Annotated in this window: 14 protein-coding genes and 1 tRNA gene; 14 read left to right on the forward strand and 1 reads right to left on the reverse strand. The window is 39.6% G+C overall.

Features of this window, described 5'->3' with window-relative positions:
* Positions 1 to 48 precede the first annotated feature (48 nt).
* The 5 genes from ffh to DXA54_RS14750 all read left to right on the forward strand — a co-directional run bounded on the left by ffh (position 49) and on the right by DXA54_RS14750 (position 5415).
* Entirely contained in the window at positions 49 to 1371 is a 1323-nt protein-coding gene (gene ffh / locus DXA54_RS14730; RefSeq protein WP_120079863.1) for a signal recognition particle protein, read from the forward strand.
* A 157-nt stretch (positions 1372 to 1528) separates the two neighbouring features.
* The gene (gene folD, locus DXA54_RS14735) at positions 1529 to 2410 is read left to right on the forward strand and encodes a bifunctional methylenetetrahydrofolate dehydrogenase/methenyltetrahydrofolate cyclohydrolase FolD (RefSeq protein ID WP_004304330.1); all 882 of its coding nucleotides are present in this window, start codon (positions 1529 to 1531) and stop codon (positions 2408 to 2410) included.
* Positions 2407 to 3555, forward strand: coding sequence for a CapA family protein (locus DXA54_RS14740; RefSeq protein ID WP_120079865.1), 1149 nt, complete (start codon positions 2407 to 2409; stop codon positions 3553 to 3555). The genes folD and DXA54_RS14740 overlap by 4 nt, the downstream gene beginning before the upstream one ends.
* A gap of 265 nt (positions 3556 to 3820) precedes the next feature.
* Positions 3821 to 5044 (forward strand): site-specific integrase, encoded by a 1224-nt coding sequence (locus DXA54_RS14745; RefSeq protein ID WP_022459668.1) that lies wholly within the window; start codon positions 3821 to 3823, stop codon positions 5042 to 5044.
* Positions 5041 to 5415 (forward strand): hypothetical protein, encoded by a 375-nt coding sequence (locus tag DXA54_RS14750; protein ID WP_038606222.1) that lies wholly within the window; start codon positions 5041 to 5043, stop codon positions 5413 to 5415. The genes DXA54_RS14745 and DXA54_RS14750 overlap by 4 nt, the downstream gene beginning before the upstream one ends.
* Before the next feature lie 1088 nt (positions 5416 to 6503).
* Here DXA54_RS14750 and DXA54_RS14755 read toward each other — a convergent pair.
* Positions 6504 to 6698 carry a PDDEXK nuclease domain-containing protein gene (locus DXA54_RS14755; RefSeq protein WP_371682952.1) on the reverse strand — a complete coding sequence of 65 codons (195 nt, stop codon included), beginning with the start codon at positions 6696 to 6698 and terminating at the stop codon, positions 6504 to 6506.
* A 284-nt stretch (positions 6699 to 6982) separates the two neighbouring features.
* On the opposite strand from DXA54_RS14755, the gene DXA54_RS14760 reads away from it, so the two are divergent.
* The 9 genes from DXA54_RS14760 to DXA54_RS14800 all read left to right on the forward strand — a co-directional run bounded on the left by DXA54_RS14760 (position 6983) and on the right by DXA54_RS14800 (position 15855).
* Positions 6983 to 7495, forward strand: a complete 513-nt coding sequence (locus DXA54_RS14760) for a hypothetical protein (RefSeq protein WP_371682954.1) — start codon at positions 6983 to 6985, stop codon at positions 7493 to 7495.
* A 562-nt stretch (positions 7496 to 8057) separates the two neighbouring features.
* Positions 8058 to 8133, forward strand: a tRNA-His gene (locus DXA54_RS14765).
* A gap of 143 nt (positions 8134 to 8276) precedes the next feature.
* Complete coding sequence (locus DXA54_RS14770; protein ID WP_120079869.1) at positions 8277 to 9572, forward strand: phage integrase SAM-like domain-containing protein; 1296 nt, start codon at positions 8277 to 8279, stop codon at positions 9570 to 9572.
* Between the two features lie 100 nt (positions 9573 to 9672).
* Positions 9673 to 11940, forward strand: coding sequence for a DEAD/DEAH box helicase (locus DXA54_RS14775; RefSeq protein WP_022199237.1), 2268 nt, complete (start codon positions 9673 to 9675; stop codon positions 11938 to 11940).
* Between the two features lie 244 nt (positions 11941 to 12184).
* The gene (locus DXA54_RS14780) at positions 12185 to 12853 is read left to right on the forward strand and encodes a hypothetical protein (RefSeq protein ID WP_032856307.1); all 669 of its coding nucleotides are present in this window, start codon (positions 12185 to 12187) and stop codon (positions 12851 to 12853) included.
* Between the two features lie 235 nt (positions 12854 to 13088).
* Positions 13089 to 13358 (forward strand): hypothetical protein, encoded by a 270-nt coding sequence (locus DXA54_RS14785; protein WP_049702625.1) that lies wholly within the window; start codon positions 13089 to 13091, stop codon positions 13356 to 13358.
* A gap of 94 nt (positions 13359 to 13452) precedes the next feature.
* A complete protein-coding gene (locus DXA54_RS14790) occupies positions 13453 to 14340 on the forward strand; it encodes an AAA family ATPase (protein WP_120079871.1) in 888 nt (295 codons plus the stop codon).
* Complete coding sequence (locus tag DXA54_RS14795; RefSeq protein WP_120079873.1) at positions 14306 to 15391, forward strand: DUF3871 family protein; 1086 nt, start codon at positions 14306 to 14308, stop codon at positions 15389 to 15391. Before DXA54_RS14790 ends, DXA54_RS14795 begins: the two co-directional genes overlap by 35 nt.
* Positions 15392 to 15399: 8 nt before the next feature.
* Positions 15400 to 15855, forward strand: a complete 456-nt coding sequence (locus DXA54_RS14800; protein WP_117512105.1) for a JAB domain-containing protein — start codon at positions 15400 to 15402, stop codon at positions 15853 to 15855.
* Positions 15856 to 16062 lie beyond the last annotated feature (207 nt).

The raw sequence follows: 16062 nt of genomic DNA on the forward strand, positions 1-16062 counted from the left end.
CTCTTTCGGCCAAGTAAATTGTAATTAGTAATTCGTAATTAAATAACTATGTTCGATAATTTAAGTGAAAGACTAGAACGGTCATTCAAGATTCTGAAAGGTGAAGGCAAAATCACCGAAATCAACGTGGCGGAGACGCTGAAAGACGTACGTAAAGCACTTCTCGACGCCGACGTAAACTACAAGGTGGCAAAGAATTTCACGGATACAGTGAAAGAAAAAGCGCTTGGCCAGAACGTTCTTACGGTTGTGAAGCCAAGCCAATTGATGGTGAAAATCGTGCATGATGAACTTACACAATTGATGGGTGGAGAGACAGCCGAGATCAACATCGACGCCCGTCCGGCAGTTATCCTGATGTCAGGTTTGCAGGGTTCGGGCAAGACCACCTTCTCCGGTAAACTGGCACGAATGCTGAAAACCAAGAAGAACCGTAAGCCATTATTGGTGGCTTGTGACGTTTACCGTCCGGCAGCTATCGAACAGTTACGTGTATTGGCAGAACAGATTGAAGTACCGATGTACTGCGAACTGGACAGCAAGAATCCGGTAGAAATCGCACAACACGCCATTCAGGAAGCCAAAGCCAAAGGATACGACCTCGTTATCGTCGATACAGCCGGACGTCTGGCAGTAGACGAGCAGATGATGAACGAGATCGCCGCTATCAAAAAAGCAATCAACCCGGACGAAATTCTGTTCGTGGTAGACTCCATGACCGGTCAGGACGCTGTAAACACAGCTAAAGAATTCAATGAACGTCTGGACTTCAACGGTGTGGTACTGACCAAACTCGATGGTGATACCCGCGGTGGTGCGGCTCTTTCTATCCGTTCGGTAGTGAACAAACCGATTAAATTCGTAGGTACAGGTGAAAAGCTGGAAGCAATCGATCAGTTCCACCCTGCCCGTATGGCCGACCGTATTCTCGGTATGGGTGACATCGTTTCATTGGTAGAACGCGCACAGGAACAATACGATGAAGAAGAAGCCAAACGCTTACAGAAGAAAATTGCCAAAAACCAATTCGACTTCAACGACTTCCTTAGCCAGATTGCACAAATCAAGAAAATGGGTAATCTGAAAGACCTCGCTTCCATGATTCCGGGAGTAGGAAAAGCAATCAAAGATATTGATATTGACGACAATGCTTTCAAGAGCATCGAAGCCATCATTTATTCCATGACTCCGGCAGAACGTTCCAATCCGGAAATACTGAACGGTTCACGCCGTACGCGTATCGCCAAAGGTAGCGGAACGACTATCCAAGAAGTGAATCGCCTATTGAAACAGTTCGACCAGACACGCAAAATGATGAAAATGGTGACTAGCAGCAAAATGGGTAAGATGATGCCTAAGATGAAAAAGTAATCATTCTGTAGATCCAAATCTAATGATAAGTAAAAAGAGGGAGTTTCGGCTCCCTCTTTTTTTTATCCCCCCCATCTCTTGACAAAAATTCCAATCCCTTTGGAGAGTTCAGTTATTTATTTTACTTTTGTCCATCACCAATAAATACTCTGAAAATATGACTCTGATAGACGGAAAAGCAATTTCCGAACAAGTAAAACAAGAGATTGCAGCCGAAGTAGCCGAAATGGTGGCTCATGGCGAAAAACGCCCGCACCTGGCCGCTATTCTTGTAGGACACGATGGTGGTAGCGAGACTTATGTAGCTGCCAAAGTAAAAGCCTGTGAAGTATGTGGATTCAAGTCTTCCCTCATCCGTTATGAAAGTGACGTGACCGAAGAAGAACTGCTTGCCAAAGTACGTGAACTAAACGAAGACAACGACGTGGACGGCTTTATCGTACAACTTCCCTTACCCAAGCATATCTCCGAACAGAAAGTAATCGAAACAATTGATTACCGTAAAGACGTAGACGGTTTCCATCCGATCAACGTAGGCCGTATGTCCATCGGGCTTCCGTGTTATGTATCCGCTACTCCCAACGGCATCCTCGAATTGTTGAAACGTTATAACATAGAAACTTCCGGAAAAAAGTGCGTCGTACTCGGACGCAGCAATATTGTCGGCAAACCGATGGCTGCCCTGATGATGCAGAAAGCCTATCCGGGCGATGCCACAGTAACCGTATGCCACAGCCGTAGCAGAGACCTGGTAAAAGAATGTCAGGAAGCTGATATTATTATCGCTGCTTTGGGACAACCGAACTTTGTAAAAGCCGAAATGGTGAAAGAAGGCGCGGTAGTTATTGACGTAGGTACTACCCGTGTGCCGGATGCAACCAAGAAATCAGGTTTTAAACTGACCGGCGACGTGAAGTTTGACGAAGTTGCACCGAAATGCTCATTCATCACTCCCGTACCGGGCGGTGTTGGACCAATGACGATTGTATCGTTAATGAAAAATACACTCTTAGCTGGTAAGAAAGCTATTTATCAATGAGACATACCCTGTTTCTGATGATTTTGCTTCTCTCTTTGTCCTGCACCTCCCGGTCGCAGGCAAAGAGAGATTCTATCATTGACACCCTGTCGGACAGCCTTTCCGACAGCATCTTCTCCACCGACACCCTACGCCTCCTTTTCGTAGGTGACCTCATGCAACATCAGGGACAAATCAACGCTGCACGAACATCAACCGGCTATGATTACTCCACATGCTTTGCGTATGTCAAAGAAGAAATAAAGAAAGCCGACCTCTCCATCGCCAACCTGGAAGTGACATTAGGAGGCAAACCTTACAAAGGTTATCCTGCTTTCAGCGCGCCGGACGAATTTCTGACCGCAATTCACGATGCAGGTTTCAATGTTTTAGTGACTGCCAACAACCACAGTCTCGATCGTGGTAAATCCGGACTGGAGAGAACCATTCAATTAATAGACTCTTTAAAGGTTCCACACGCAGGCACGTATATCAACGCTGATGAACGCGAAAAGAAATATCCTCTTTTATTAGAAAAGAACGGATTCCGCATCGCCCTGCTCAACTACACGTATGGAACAAACGGCATCCCCGTTACCCCTCCTAATATCGTGAACTATATCGATACAGCCATCATCGCCAAAGATATTGAAGAGAGTAAAGCAATGAAGCCGGATGCTATCATAGCTTGTATGCATTGGGGAATCGAATACCAGTCACTCCCGGACAAAGAGCAAAAATTCCTCGCCGACTGGCTGATTGAAAAAGGAGTAAACCATATCATCGGCTCCCATCCTCACGTAGTTCAGCCCATCGAAGTTCGCACAGACAGCCTGACGAATGACAAACATCTCGTAGTCTATTCGCTGGGAAATTATATTTCCAATATGTCCGCCCGCCGCACTGACGGAGGACTGATGGTAAGAATGGAATTAGTAAAAGACAGCACTGTCCGCCTCAATAATTGTGATTATAGTTTGGTATGGACAGCCCGTCCCATTCAATCAGGAAAAAAAAATCATCAATTGCTCCCAGTCAATTTGCCGATTGATTCAATTCCTTTACAAGCACGTAACTCTCTGAAAATCTTTGTAAATGATGCGCGAACCCTTTTCAGCAAGCACAATCGGGGAATAAAAGAATATACTTTTTCGGAAAAAGAATGACTAAAAAAGCAAAAAATAGCAGATTTGAGCTTTTGTTTTGAGTTTCAAGTGGTTGTGGCAGTCGTTGGCTTTTTGTGGCATTCGTGAGGAAATGCGAAAATGGCGGATTTGAGAAGTAGAAACGCTTTCAAGTCATTACCTCAAAGAAACGCTCTAATAAGCATTTTTAACGGCTTCGGTTTTTACTTCTCAATTCTGCACAGGTTGTGAATTTGCCATGCAACTCTCATGATTTAATTTTGCACAGAACAAAAAGCAAGGAATTATGAGAAGTACATTCAAGACAGTCTTCTATGTAAACGGAAGCAAGGAGAGAAACGGAATTGTCCCTATCATGGGACGTGTGACAATCAACGGAACTATCGCACAGTTCAGTTGCAAGCTGAGCGTGACCAAGGCGATATGGGATGCCAAGGGCAACAGAGCCAAAGGCAGAAGCAAGGAAGCCAATGAGGTGAACTTTGCGCTTGATAACATCAAGGCTCAAATCGCTAAGCATTACCAACGGCTTTCCGACCGTGAGGCGTTCGTTACCGCTGAAATGGTGAGAAACGCATATCAAGGCATAGGTACGGAGTATGAGACATTACTCAGAGCTTTTGACAAGGAGAACGCAGCCTTTGCCCAACGCGTGGGAAAAGACCGAGCTGTCCGAACCTACCGCAAGTATCTGACGGTAAGAAAGTACGTTGCCGAGTTCATCAAATTTCAGTACAAGCGCAGCGATATGTCCATGAATGAGCTTACCGAGGAGTTCATCCGTGATTTTTGTCTGTATTTGAAGAATGTCATTGGACTCACGCAATCTACCATTTGGATATACTCCATACCATTGAAGCATATCGTCACGGCAGCACACTACAACGGCAAGATACAGAGAAATCCGTTTGCCATGTACCACGTTGACCCAGACCACAAGGAGCGTGAGTTCTTGACAGAGGAAGAATTGGACATATTTGCAGGAATAGAGTTGGAAAATCCCAACTTTGCTTTTGCGAGAGACTTGTTTATGTTTGGTTGTTGGACAGGTATCTCTTTCGTTGACATCAAGAATCTTACAGAGGACAATGTTGCCATTATAAGTGGGTCTCCATGGATAGTTTCTCAGCGTCAAAAGACAGGCGTACCATTCAAAATTAAACTGATAGATGCAGCCATACAGATAATTGAACGTTACAAGCCATTGAGAAAAGATATGCACTTGTTTAATATTGGCTCACTTGACATGGTAAACAAGCGTATAAAGAAAGTGGCAAAAATGTGTGGCATCAAGAAGCGAATTTCATTTCATGTAAGCCGGCATTCGTTCGCAGTTTTGGCTTTAAACTACGGTATGCCGATAGAGAGTGTAAGCAAGATACTGGGACATACGGACATCGCCACAACACAAATTTACGCAAAGGTGACAAGTACTAAATTGGAGCATGACATATCAGCTTTTGAAAGTCGAATCAAGGGGCATATGCCGACAATGGGGGGAATGGCATGAAAAGGACTGTAATCACCGTGGACGGAAATGGAATGTTATCCATTCCGTCCAACTTGCAAGACTTGTGGATGAGTGAGGGTGAATTGGTTGATATGCTTCATGTCACCGCCATGAAACTCCATGCTGTGATAAGGTCAATATACAAGGATGGTTTATTGACGGTGTCGGAAGTCCAACAGAAACAGGAAACTTCCAATGGCATTTGGCAAACGTTGTATGGCTTTCCGATGATTGTTGCCCTTTGCTTCCGTATAAACTCATACGGGGCAGCTCGGTTTCGTGCCACCATCTTCAAGAGATTGTACGGGGCAAAAGAGAAAAGTAGTGTCATTATCCTACAACTCAATAGAAGAACAACCGCCTTTAGTTGAATGTCCTCTTGCTTGTTTGTTGGCTTGGCGCTGTCGTACTGTCGTGAATAAGTACTGAAGCATAAGCATGACATTCTTACTTGTAGGGGGATGAGTTCTGTTCATAAAAATGACGGACAAAACACCCCTTATTTTTGTTGAATTGTTGAATATGATGAAAGAAGTATTGAACATCAGGCATTTACGGCTCAACATATTCTCAACAAATCTCTCAACAAAAGAAAGATAATGTTGAAAAGAGAAAACCATGAACACCATTCCTTTCTTTCTTTTTTGCCCAGTAATTTGTTGTGTAGAGCTATTTGTTGAGAGTTTGTTGAGGGTATAAGTGGTTGGTTCTCATAAAGATAACACCTATCTTCAACAATTCAACGTTTTACATGCCCTCACTTGGTACGCTGTAAAATGTGCTTGTGGATTAATTGGCAACCGCTCTATTCTCCGAAATGGTTGCAGCAACGTTCCTTGGAGGCTTTGCGCCTCCAGCCACTTGGGCGAACCTCCGCAGTGTTTTAGCATGGCATTAGATTTATGCAGACTATACCGAGAACACACAGCACACATAACACACTCGGCATAGTTCACAAAGGAAATCAACAACACACAACTGAAACACTTGGCAAGTTTCACACTGAAAATATCACCTTTTCCTTTGCAAACTCCATGTACAAAGTAGCTTGTGTCTGTGACCTTGTTCTTTCAATGTGGCAGCTTTGATGTTTGGCGCAAATTGAGAGAATTAAGGTCTGCAACCTTGGGCATGGAAAGCCGAAAGGCAAATATCTCGTCTTTTGTTCTTAGAGGAGGGAGCGAGGTTATGTTTCGGGAACCCCAAAACTCCTCGCTCCACCATGAGGATGGAGAATTTTTGCTCCCGATGGTCGCAGAAAATGAGTATACCAACTGCAATTACTGCCATTATATGCTAAACTTTGTTATATATCTATATAATTGTGTTAATAATATTCTTTTTCTTTGGCAGTTAAAGAAAAGCATCCTATCTTTATAAGCAAAACAATTAGCTACAAAACCCGAATTGGTGTATTACTATAAAGGGATGCTCCATTCAAGGAACATCCCTAAACTTTTTAGTTTTTCAAAATCTCCTCACCGAACTTTTTAATCTCATTGGTGAGTACTTCCTCTAATTCTTTCTTTGGCACAATCAGTTTATAGTCAGCCACTCCTATTGGCTTGCCCATGTCTTCAAGGGCAAGCTCCACTTCCACACGGTCTTTCTCCGCACAGAGGATGATGCCGATAGAGCGAATACCCGATACCAAGCATCATCGACATCGTCAACAGCATACGTTTAGCCAAAGGCAACGTTTTTGATGAATGGAAATAGTCAGACACCGCAAAACTCTTCGAAGATTATGGATATAAAAATAAGAAGGAGAGTGGAGGGTATTTCTTATGATTTTTAAAAATTAACATAACTTAACTTGCGTAGATGTGATAGTGTGAAGGGTTTATTGTATTTTTGTAAATAAATATTTAAAATTATCATTTTATGAAAAAACTGATTCTATCTTTAATTGTAATTTTAACATCGGTTACTGGTCTGATGGCTCAGTCCATAACAGTAACAGAGCCAGAGTTTGCAGAAGAGACACTTCTTCTGACTTCTGATAGCCAAGGTGTTAAATTGTCTCGTGAGAATGGTACTATTAAAACAAAGGCAGGAGCAAGCCTTTATCTTACAGGTATTGGTAAGGTAAAATCAAGATTGACACTTAAGGGTATTAAGTCAACCAGTAAAGCTGTTGGTGGTTCAACAACTCGTCTTATAATAAAAGCAGCAGATAACAAGACAGATCCTAACTCTTTTATTTCTATTTTTAAGTTTGAAGTTAAAGGTAAAGAGCGTAGATACCAGTTGGCAGAGGCTGGTACTTTGTCAAAGACTGAGAGTAACAACCTTTCAAGTGTTGAATATAAAGCCAAGAAATATGGTGAGAGTTCTTACTATATAGTTTTGGAAGACCTTACTGCAGGTGAGTATGGTATAGTCATTGGCGATCCTAATCATGAAAACACAAAAAACGGAATGAAAGTAACAACATTCACCGTAGAATAAATAATCCGTATAAAGACCTTTGTCTTTTCCCCCATACAAATGCTTCCGTACTTTCGCAGTATGGAAGCATTTTTCTATATATCCCTCCCCACAGGTTGGCGGTTCATTCTCTGTAGGTCTCAGATGTTCTTGTTACTACTCAGCCCCTAAAAATGAATTTCAAGTACTCATTTGACATAATAGCCTATTTTGTAGCATAAATATAGCCAAAATCATCAATATTTTGCGGATTTGACACATCCAAGGGGTGTTGAGTAGTTACGTATATGGCAGCAACTGAAAATAAAATCTAAAAAATGGATATGATTTTCATCAATCCACATAAATGTTGTACCTTTGTCACCGAAAAGAGTTGTTTGACAAGTAATGCAAACTTATGTATAATACAGAAGTTAAAACTATTACCAAGTCATTACCTCTATTGAGGTGAAACACTTGTAAATCGCTCATTTTTAGCTATTCGGCATATTTTAGCAGAATTTTTTCGAAAAAAAATAGCAGAATCTTTTGGAGATTAGAAGATAATATCTATCTTTGCACCGCGTTAGAGAAACGCAAACATGGTGGATGTAGTTCAGTTGGTTAGAGCGTCAGATTGTGGTTCTGAATGTCGCCGGTTCGAGTCCGGTCTTCCACCCAGAGAGAAGTCCTTGTAAGTTAGATACTTATGAGGACTTTTTCTTTGGTAGTGGGGTATCATTCAGGTGCTAAATCTGGTATAAAATAACCTGTTAAAGTCCAATTGTTGGCTAATTGTTGGTGGAAAAACACAATACCTAACATGCTGACATTCAAGGCAGAAATCAGAAAGAATGAGATGAAAGTTGGTGGAACTTTCAATGTGAAGATTAGAGTAACCTATAACAGAGAGGTTAAGAGGTTGGCTACTCATATCTTTGTAAGAACAGAAGACTTGACTAAGGACTTCAAGTTAAAGAATCCAAAGTACATCAAGGAAGCTGACAGATTGGTCAGATACTATGAAGAGTTATGCATGGGGCTTCCATTGGAGGCTTCCAATTTAACCTTAAGTGATGTACTTGATTATATCCAGAAAGAGAAGGAAAAAAATACTCCTATTGACTTTATCCAGTTCTGCAAAGACTGGTTAACAACTACAGAGGTCAAAGGTAAGAGGAATTATCAAACTGCCCTCAATGCCTTCATTGCCTTCTTAGGAAAGGACCAATTAAATACTAACCAAGTTACCAAGTTGTTAATGATGGAGTTCATGGAATACCTTCACAAGAAAAGGGCTAAACAGGTGGCAGAACTTCAAAGAAAGGGTAAGAGAATACCTTCCAACAGAATGGTATCCCTGTATATGGGTAGCATCAGACATCTATTCAACGAAGCTAAGAAGAAGTATAATGATTATGACAGGAATCTCATTAGGATACCTAACTCACCTTTTGAGAACTTGGTGATACCAAAGCAGGAAGCAACTAGGAAGAGAGCATTATCAGCAGAGTTAATTAAGAAGATATGGGAATTACCCTATATCATTAATGCTAATGGCAGGGAAAGGTTATGCCCCTTTAACCTAGCTAAGGATTGCTTTATCCTTTCTTTCTGTCTTATAGGGATGAACTCTGCTGATTTGTATAACTGTAGTGAACTGGAAGATGGTTCAATTACCTATTACAGGACTAAGACTACAGACAGAAGACTTGATAAAGCTAAGATGAAAGTAGATGTTCTTCCTGTCTTACTACCTTTAATGAAGAAATATGAAGATTACACCCAGAAGAAGGTGTTCTGCTTCTATCATCTCTATTCTACTTTCAAGAACTTCAACAGAGCCATCAATCTTGGGTTAAAGCAAATTGGCAAAATACTGAAAGTGGATGATTTGGAATACTATGCTGCAAGGCACTCATGGGCTACATTAGCTGTTAATAAAGTAGGTATAGATAAGTATACAGTTCATGCTGCATTGAATCATATTGATGAGGCTATGAAAGTCACTGACATCTATATTGAAAGAGACTTCAAGGTAGAGAATGAAGCTAACAAGAAGGTGGTTGAGTATGTATTTGGTAGTTATAGTGAGCTGCCTAGTCCAGAAGTGAAGTAAGTTTAACACAAAAGAACCTCTGTAATTGATTGAATTATGGAGGCTCTTTAGTATATTTGTTCACTTACAATCTATATACTAATTACAAACTAAGTGAGACATGAGCATAGAAGATGAACTGGCAAAGGAAATAGCAGGACTTGATAGTAGTTTCATAGATGAGTTATACAATCTCCAGATTCCTGATGAGAAGACCAACCTGTCAGAAGTTATAACATTAGGCACTACTCCTGTATCAGAAGAGCACTCTAAAGAGGTTAAATCTTCCATAGTTGAAAACCAATTAGAAGAGACAGTACCTAATACTTATGGTGACTTACATGATGCACCTGTAGAGTACATTGAGATATTATCCTCTGGAAAAGTAGGAGAAACTAAAACCATACCTCAAGATACAGTAATAACTAGTTTGGATAACTTGCTATTTGGCAGAGCACCAGAAGTAATAAGAGAAGAAGTTGGTGACTCCTTCTGGAATCTGGCTGACTTCATAGATAAGATGCCTCATGGTATTATAGACAAGAAGATACCAGGTATTGGAGCTACTACCCTTGAGATAAACTCAAAGAGAAACTCAATCATAGTCTTTCCTACTAAGGCTCTGGCTTATGGTAAACACTCAAAGCATCCTAATACGTTATATGTAGGTAGTGAGATTAAAGGTGAAAAGGAAAAGGTAACTAATCAGCAGATTGAGGAATACCTAGCAAAAGATGGATACAAGAAACTTTTAGTAGTTGCAGACAGTCTAGGTAGGCTATTAAGTATCATAGGAAAAAACTATAAAGACTACTTCCTTATGATTGATGAGATTGATGTTCTCCAGACTGACAACAACTTTAGACCTCAATTGGAGAATGTGATTGACTACTACCTTATGTTCCCATTAAAGAACAGATGTATGGTAACAGCTACTATGAAGGAGTTCAGCAATCCACACTTAAAGACTGAATGTAGATTTCCTATAACATGGAAATACAATACCCATAGAAATATAGACTTACTACATACAGATAATGTCACACAGGCTGTCATAGAAAAGGTTATCTCCCATCCTACAGAGAAGGTGTTCATTGCCTATAACTCCATACTCCAGATAAGAAACATTATATCATCACTAGATGAAGAAACCAGAAAGGAATGTGCTATCCTATGTAGTGAGGCATCCATAAAGGAAGCAGGAGAATACTTTGCACCTAAATTGGGGGACAATAATACCTTACCTGCTAGGATTAACTTTGCCACCTGTTGCTACTTCACTGGTATAGATATAGAGGATAGTTACCATCTAATCACTGTATCAGATGTAAGAAGAAGCCACTCAATGTTAACCTTAGATAGAATGACACAAATACATGGTAGATGCAGAAAGGTCAATGGGATACTTAGTGAAACTATCATATATAACACCTTAGGATATGTATCAGTAATGGAAAGTATGGAAAAGTACACTGCCACTCTATTAAACAAAGCCCAAAAGGTACTCAAAGTACTTGAATCAGCAGATACCATCTCACAGGGGGATTATACCTTGACTGATCTATTTGCAATAATCAAAGAAGCCATAAGAGAGAAAGCACAGGAAAGAATTGCAGGGAATGAGTTAATTAACTTGACTAGAAAGGATGTACATGGAAAGGATGTACCTGCCTACCTCAATATAGACTACATCATTGAAAGGACAGAGTTATACTCCACATACTTTATGCCTGAAACACTGAAAGAAGTACTAAGGAAACAGGTTAAAATCATTAGCTACAACTCCCTGAACTATGATGTATCTCCAGAGCAAAACATCATAGAGAAAACCAATAAGGATGCACAGAATAAACTAACAGACAGCAATATCCAAGATGCCATAAAATACATCAAAACATTATCAACCACAGGACAGTTGAATGATAATACCTTGTACTCATATACTAGACATTGCAGAAGTAAAACTAAGATATTCTTAGAGAGATTCATCAAGCTATATAGGTATGTTGACCTTGATAGTCTGTTACATCAACTATGGGAAATTAGAACAAGTAACAGTGTAGTCTTCAAGAACCTTAATAATACAGTCATGTACTGGGCACTAGATGAAGAGCATCCTTTCAAAGTTGCTATAAGAAGATGCTTTACCCTTAATAGAAGTTATTCAGCAAATGAGATACAAGATAAGCTGACTCCCATAGTCCAGTATCATCTACACAAGGTACTGAAACCAAGAAAGTATGTAGTCTTATTGAAGGCAGTATATACCACTAGCAGAACATCTGGGAATAAGTATACCATCAGAAATGAGAATCCTAGAGGTTTTAAAGAACATACTGGCAGGATAGCTACCAAGGAGAATAATTTGTTAAGGCTATTCATGTTATAGAAGGTTAATATGCGACCAAATAAATGATAAGGATATTGGTGTTATAGACTTTATTTACTATATTTACAACTGATAATCAAATGGTTATAGAAGTGATACACTTCTAATATGGCATTGGCTATCAACAGAATCAACCTTAGGGTCAAATATCACCCTATACTAATTACTTTAGGATAAGCTCTTATCCTTTATTACTGTAGGTTATTAGTATGGGGTGGATTTTGACCCTATAAAATCAGAATTAATGACAACAGTTAAACAATTCACCATCATCCCCATTGAAGCTTGCAAATACTTCAAGCCCAAAGACCTTTATCTACTGGCAGGTCTGTATATTAATGCACCTTATAAGGAAAGAGAAGAATATCTGGTGACAAATACCACTTATGAACAGCTATCAGGCACTACAGGAGTCAGTCTTGATTATATCAAGGATGCCTTTATTCCCAGATTAAAAGAAACCAACTATGTTAAAATTGAGACCATACAGGAGAGCTATATGGTCAAGAGAAATATTTATCATCTACCTAATCCACCAAAGAATTTCAGGATTATATGGGCAGAGTTATTCAGTGACAGTTCTTTAAGTCCAGAAGAGAAAGGAGTTATGATAGGGTTATATTGCCTTTGTATTAACAATGAGTTCAGGATAGACCTATCAGATAAACTCATTTATAGTCACTTGGATATGGCAAAGAACACATATAAAAAGTATAGAGACTTACTTATTGAGAAAAAGGTTATCTGGTCTTCCTATGATGTTCCAATGAAACTAGTATGGGCTGAACACATGGAAACTCAAGTCCTTCTGTACCCTCACTTGGGTTACAATACTTGGATAGACAAAGTTACATCACATGCACCAGATGATGATGAAATCAAGCAATACCTTGATACTATTAATGATGAATGAATGATACATACCCCAATATCCCCTGTTTTCACACCAGAAGACAGGGGATTATTGTATATGTACATAACTAATATATAGCACTCCCTACTGCTCCTACCATACTGTAATTCAGATAATTTTTATTTTCAATTTCTGTAAACTTGATACCTACAAGTGCACTCTAAGTCACAAAGTCTCCCTCCCCTTACCTTAGGAGTGGGATATCCCCCTCTGCAACAATAATAAAAATACAATTATGGAAAAGTTAAAGTTCTTAGAGACAGTGACAGTGAATGAGTTCAAGGCTCAAAAGGGAGTAAGTAAGATTGAAGTAAAGCAGAATCCTCATACAGGGAAGTGCTTCTTTGTTTATGGCTGTGAAACCGGAGCAGTAAGTGACAAGTTCCTTAATGGGGAGGTTACCAATCCTGTTATCTCTCAAGTATGTTCACCTGATACAGGTGACATGTTTTATATGCTGCATCAGAGAGGTGAAGGTGGAGCTATGACACTGGCAACTCTATGATGGGTGTCAATGTTGACCTCAAGGAGGCAAGTTTATTAGGACTTGCTTCCTTTTTTCTTTATAGACTGTGTATAACAATTAACCCTATTCAGATATGTTGAACTTAAGAGTTTCATCCAAGAAGCAGGCTAAAATTAAGCTTGCTTTACAAGGTTGTGCAGGTAGTGGAAAGACCTATTCTGCATTACTTTTAGCTTATGGTTTATGCAATGACTGGACTAAGATAGCCATCATTGACAGTGAACATGGAAGTGCAGACCTTTATGCTCACTTAGGTGCTTATAATGTATTAAGTCTAAGTGATAATTTTACACCTGAAACATACATGGAAGCCATTGGTATATGTGAAGGTGCAGGCATGGAAGTTATCATCATTGACAGCATCTCACAGTGCTGGGATAACTTGCTTGAATACCATGCAGGTCTACAAGGTAACAGCTTCACTAATTGGCAGAAGGTGACACCTAGAATCAATGCTTTCATGCAGAAAGTATTGCAGTCTGGAAGCCATGTTATATGCACTATGAGATGCAAACAGGACTATGTTCTAAGTGAGAAGAATGGTAAGATGATACCAGAGAAAGTAGGACTTAAAGCAGTCATGAGGGATGGTATTGATTATGAGTTTACCATAGTCTTTGACATCAACATGAAGCACCAGACTATTGCATCTAAAGACAGGACAAACCTGTTCATAGGTAAGCCAGACTTTACCATTACACCTGCTACAGGACAGATCATATTAGATTGGTGTAATGATGGTGTCAATCTGGAGATGATAAGAAGTAAGATTAACAGCAGCAAGACCATTGAAGAACTGACTGCTATTTACCATCAATATCCTGAATGGTATCAACAGTTAACATCAGACTTCATGCAGAAGAAAGCAGCACTTCAGGTACAAAAGAATCAACCAACTATTAACTATACCCCTAATTACATTAGATATGGAAACAATGCAGTTGCAACCAGTCAGAGCTAATCTGATATACCCTAATAGAAATAAGGCGGATAACCCTTATATTCAAACAGTTGAGTCAATAGAAATCATTAGCACAGGCATTGTATCAACAAATCCTGTGAAAGCTGATTCCATAAGCACCAGAGAAGGCAATAAGTTACCTTTTATTGAAGCTAATACAAAGGAAGTCACTATGCAGTACCTCAAGGAAGAATGTATTACACCTGTGTTCTCTAAAGATAATGAGGTTACTATATCACACTCCAGTTTCATTGAAACTGTATGGGATGCAGCTAATAAGGTGTTCTCCAATGAGAGAATAGAAGAACCTGCCATCAGGGTAAGCCATGTAATCAAAGGCAGAATACCGGAAGCTATTCATAAACCAGTGAATCAACTACTGGAATCTGATAAAACCATCTACTTTGAGAGAATGATGTTCTGCTTTGAGATACCTACTATATATGAGGATATTGCAGGTAACAGACTGAATTTAACCATAGGTGGAGTTAGAGCTTATAACCATGAGAACCTCTACAGCAAGAAGGGTGTAGAGAAGTTCAAGGTATTCATTGGCTTCAAGAACTTAGTCTGCTGTAACATGTGTGTATCAACAGATGGTTACAGGTCAGAATTAAAGGTTATGAGTACAACTGAACTATTGAATGCAGTGATGAGGCTGTTCCAAGAGTACAATATAACCCAACACTTGTATTATATGTCAGCCTACAAGGATAGCTATATGAGAGAGTCCCAATTTGCCCAGTTCTTAGGTAGATGCAGATTATATCAGTACCTACCTGTAGACCAGAAGAAGAAGTTACCACAGATGCTGATGACTGATACCCAGATAGGATTAGTTACCAAAGCATATTATAATGATGATAACTTTAGTACCCTTTTGGACAGCAGGGAAATCAGCATGTGGAATGTGTACAACTTACTAACTGGAGCTAATAAAAGTAGCTACATTGATAACTTCTTGGACAGGTCACTTAATGCCACCCAATTGGCAGAAGGACTTAATAAGGCTTTATATGGTGAAAGTGAATATAGTTGGTTCATTAATTAGTGTATCTTATGGACAGTATAATGAATGTAGCAGAGGTTCAATTGAGCTATAAAAGTAATGTCAAATCATCAACTAGATACAAGATAAATAGTTCACAGGATACCTATGAACTATTGATAAAGTGCTTCCCTGATGACACTATAGAATACAAGGAAAGCTTTAAAGTGGTACTGCTTAATCAGTCTAACAAAGTACTGGGTATAGTACCTATTTCAGAAGGTGGAATATCTGCAACTTATGTAGATGTAAGGTTGATATTACAAGCTGCCTTACTGGCTAATGCAACACAGGTAATATTGGCACATAATCACCCTTCTGGAAGCATGAAACCCAGTACTTTGGATGATGTTTTGACTGAAAAGGTCAAGAAGGCAGCAGAACTCATGGAGATTCATATAGCAGACCATATAATCTTAAGTCCAGAGAAGGAGTACTATTCCTATCATGATGAAGGAAAACTATAAATACTTAACCTTCTAAGGTCTACATTACCCTACCTTCTATTAAATCCATCTCCCTCTGCTGTTATTATACCATTATGATGGGAAATTTTGAAAATCTCACTTTCTTACATGTTATATATACAAAGTAAGTGATGCAGAATGGCAAATCAGAGGACAGTTTAATAGAAGTTGACTGCCTCTTCTAATATAGGTTGATGGTATTTGATT

This window comes from Bacteroides sp. OF03-11BH (assembly GCF_003604005.1).
GTDB lineage: Bacteria > Bacteroidota > Bacteroidia > Bacteroidales > Bacteroidaceae > Bacteroides > Bacteroides ovatus.

What these genes read in the sequence shown, in the direction of transcription:
- ffh (WP_120079863.1), top strand. Translation starts at nt 49, where the DNA reads ATGTTCGATAATTTAAGTGAAAGACTAGAACGGTCATTCAAGATTCTG.
- DXA54_RS14790 (WP_120079871.1), top strand. Translation starts at nt 13,453, where the DNA reads ATGTTGAACTTAAGAGTTTCATCCAAGAAGCAGGCTAAAATTAAGCTT.
- DXA54_RS14760 (WP_371682954.1), top strand. Translation starts at nt 6,983, where the DNA reads ATGGCTCAGTCCATAACAGTAACAGAGCCAGAGTTTGCAGAAGAGACA.
- DXA54_RS14780 (WP_032856307.1), top strand. Translation starts at nt 12,185, where the DNA reads ATGACAACAGTTAAACAATTCACCATCATCCCCATTGAAGCTTGCAAA.
- folD (WP_004304330.1), top strand. Translation starts at nt 1,529, where the DNA reads ATGACTCTGATAGACGGAAAAGCAATTTCCGAACAAGTAAAACAAGAG.
- DXA54_RS14750 (WP_038606222.1), top strand. Translation starts at nt 5,041, where the DNA reads ATGAAAAGGACTGTAATCACCGTGGACGGAAATGGAATGTTATCCATT.
- DXA54_RS14795 (WP_120079873.1), top strand. Translation starts at nt 14,306, where the DNA reads ATGGAAACAATGCAGTTGCAACCAGTCAGAGCTAATCTGATATACCCT.
- DXA54_RS14785 (WP_049702625.1), top strand. Translation starts at nt 13,089, where the DNA reads ATGGAAAAGTTAAAGTTCTTAGAGACAGTGACAGTGAATGAGTTCAAG.
- DXA54_RS14775 (WP_022199237.1), top strand. Translation starts at nt 9,673, where the DNA reads ATGAGCATAGAAGATGAACTGGCAAAGGAAATAGCAGGACTTGATAGT.
- DXA54_RS14740 (WP_120079865.1), top strand. Translation starts at nt 2,407, where the DNA reads ATGAGACATACCCTGTTTCTGATGATTTTGCTTCTCTCTTTGTCCTGC.
- DXA54_RS14770 (WP_120079869.1), top strand. Translation starts at nt 8,277, where the DNA reads ATGCTGACATTCAAGGCAGAAATCAGAAAGAATGAGATGAAAGTTGGT.
- DXA54_RS14745 (WP_022459668.1), top strand. Translation starts at nt 3,821, where the DNA reads ATGAGAAGTACATTCAAGACAGTCTTCTATGTAAACGGAAGCAAGGAG.
- DXA54_RS14800 (WP_117512105.1), top strand. Translation starts at nt 15,400, where the DNA reads ATGGACAGTATAATGAATGTAGCAGAGGTTCAATTGAGCTATAAAAGT.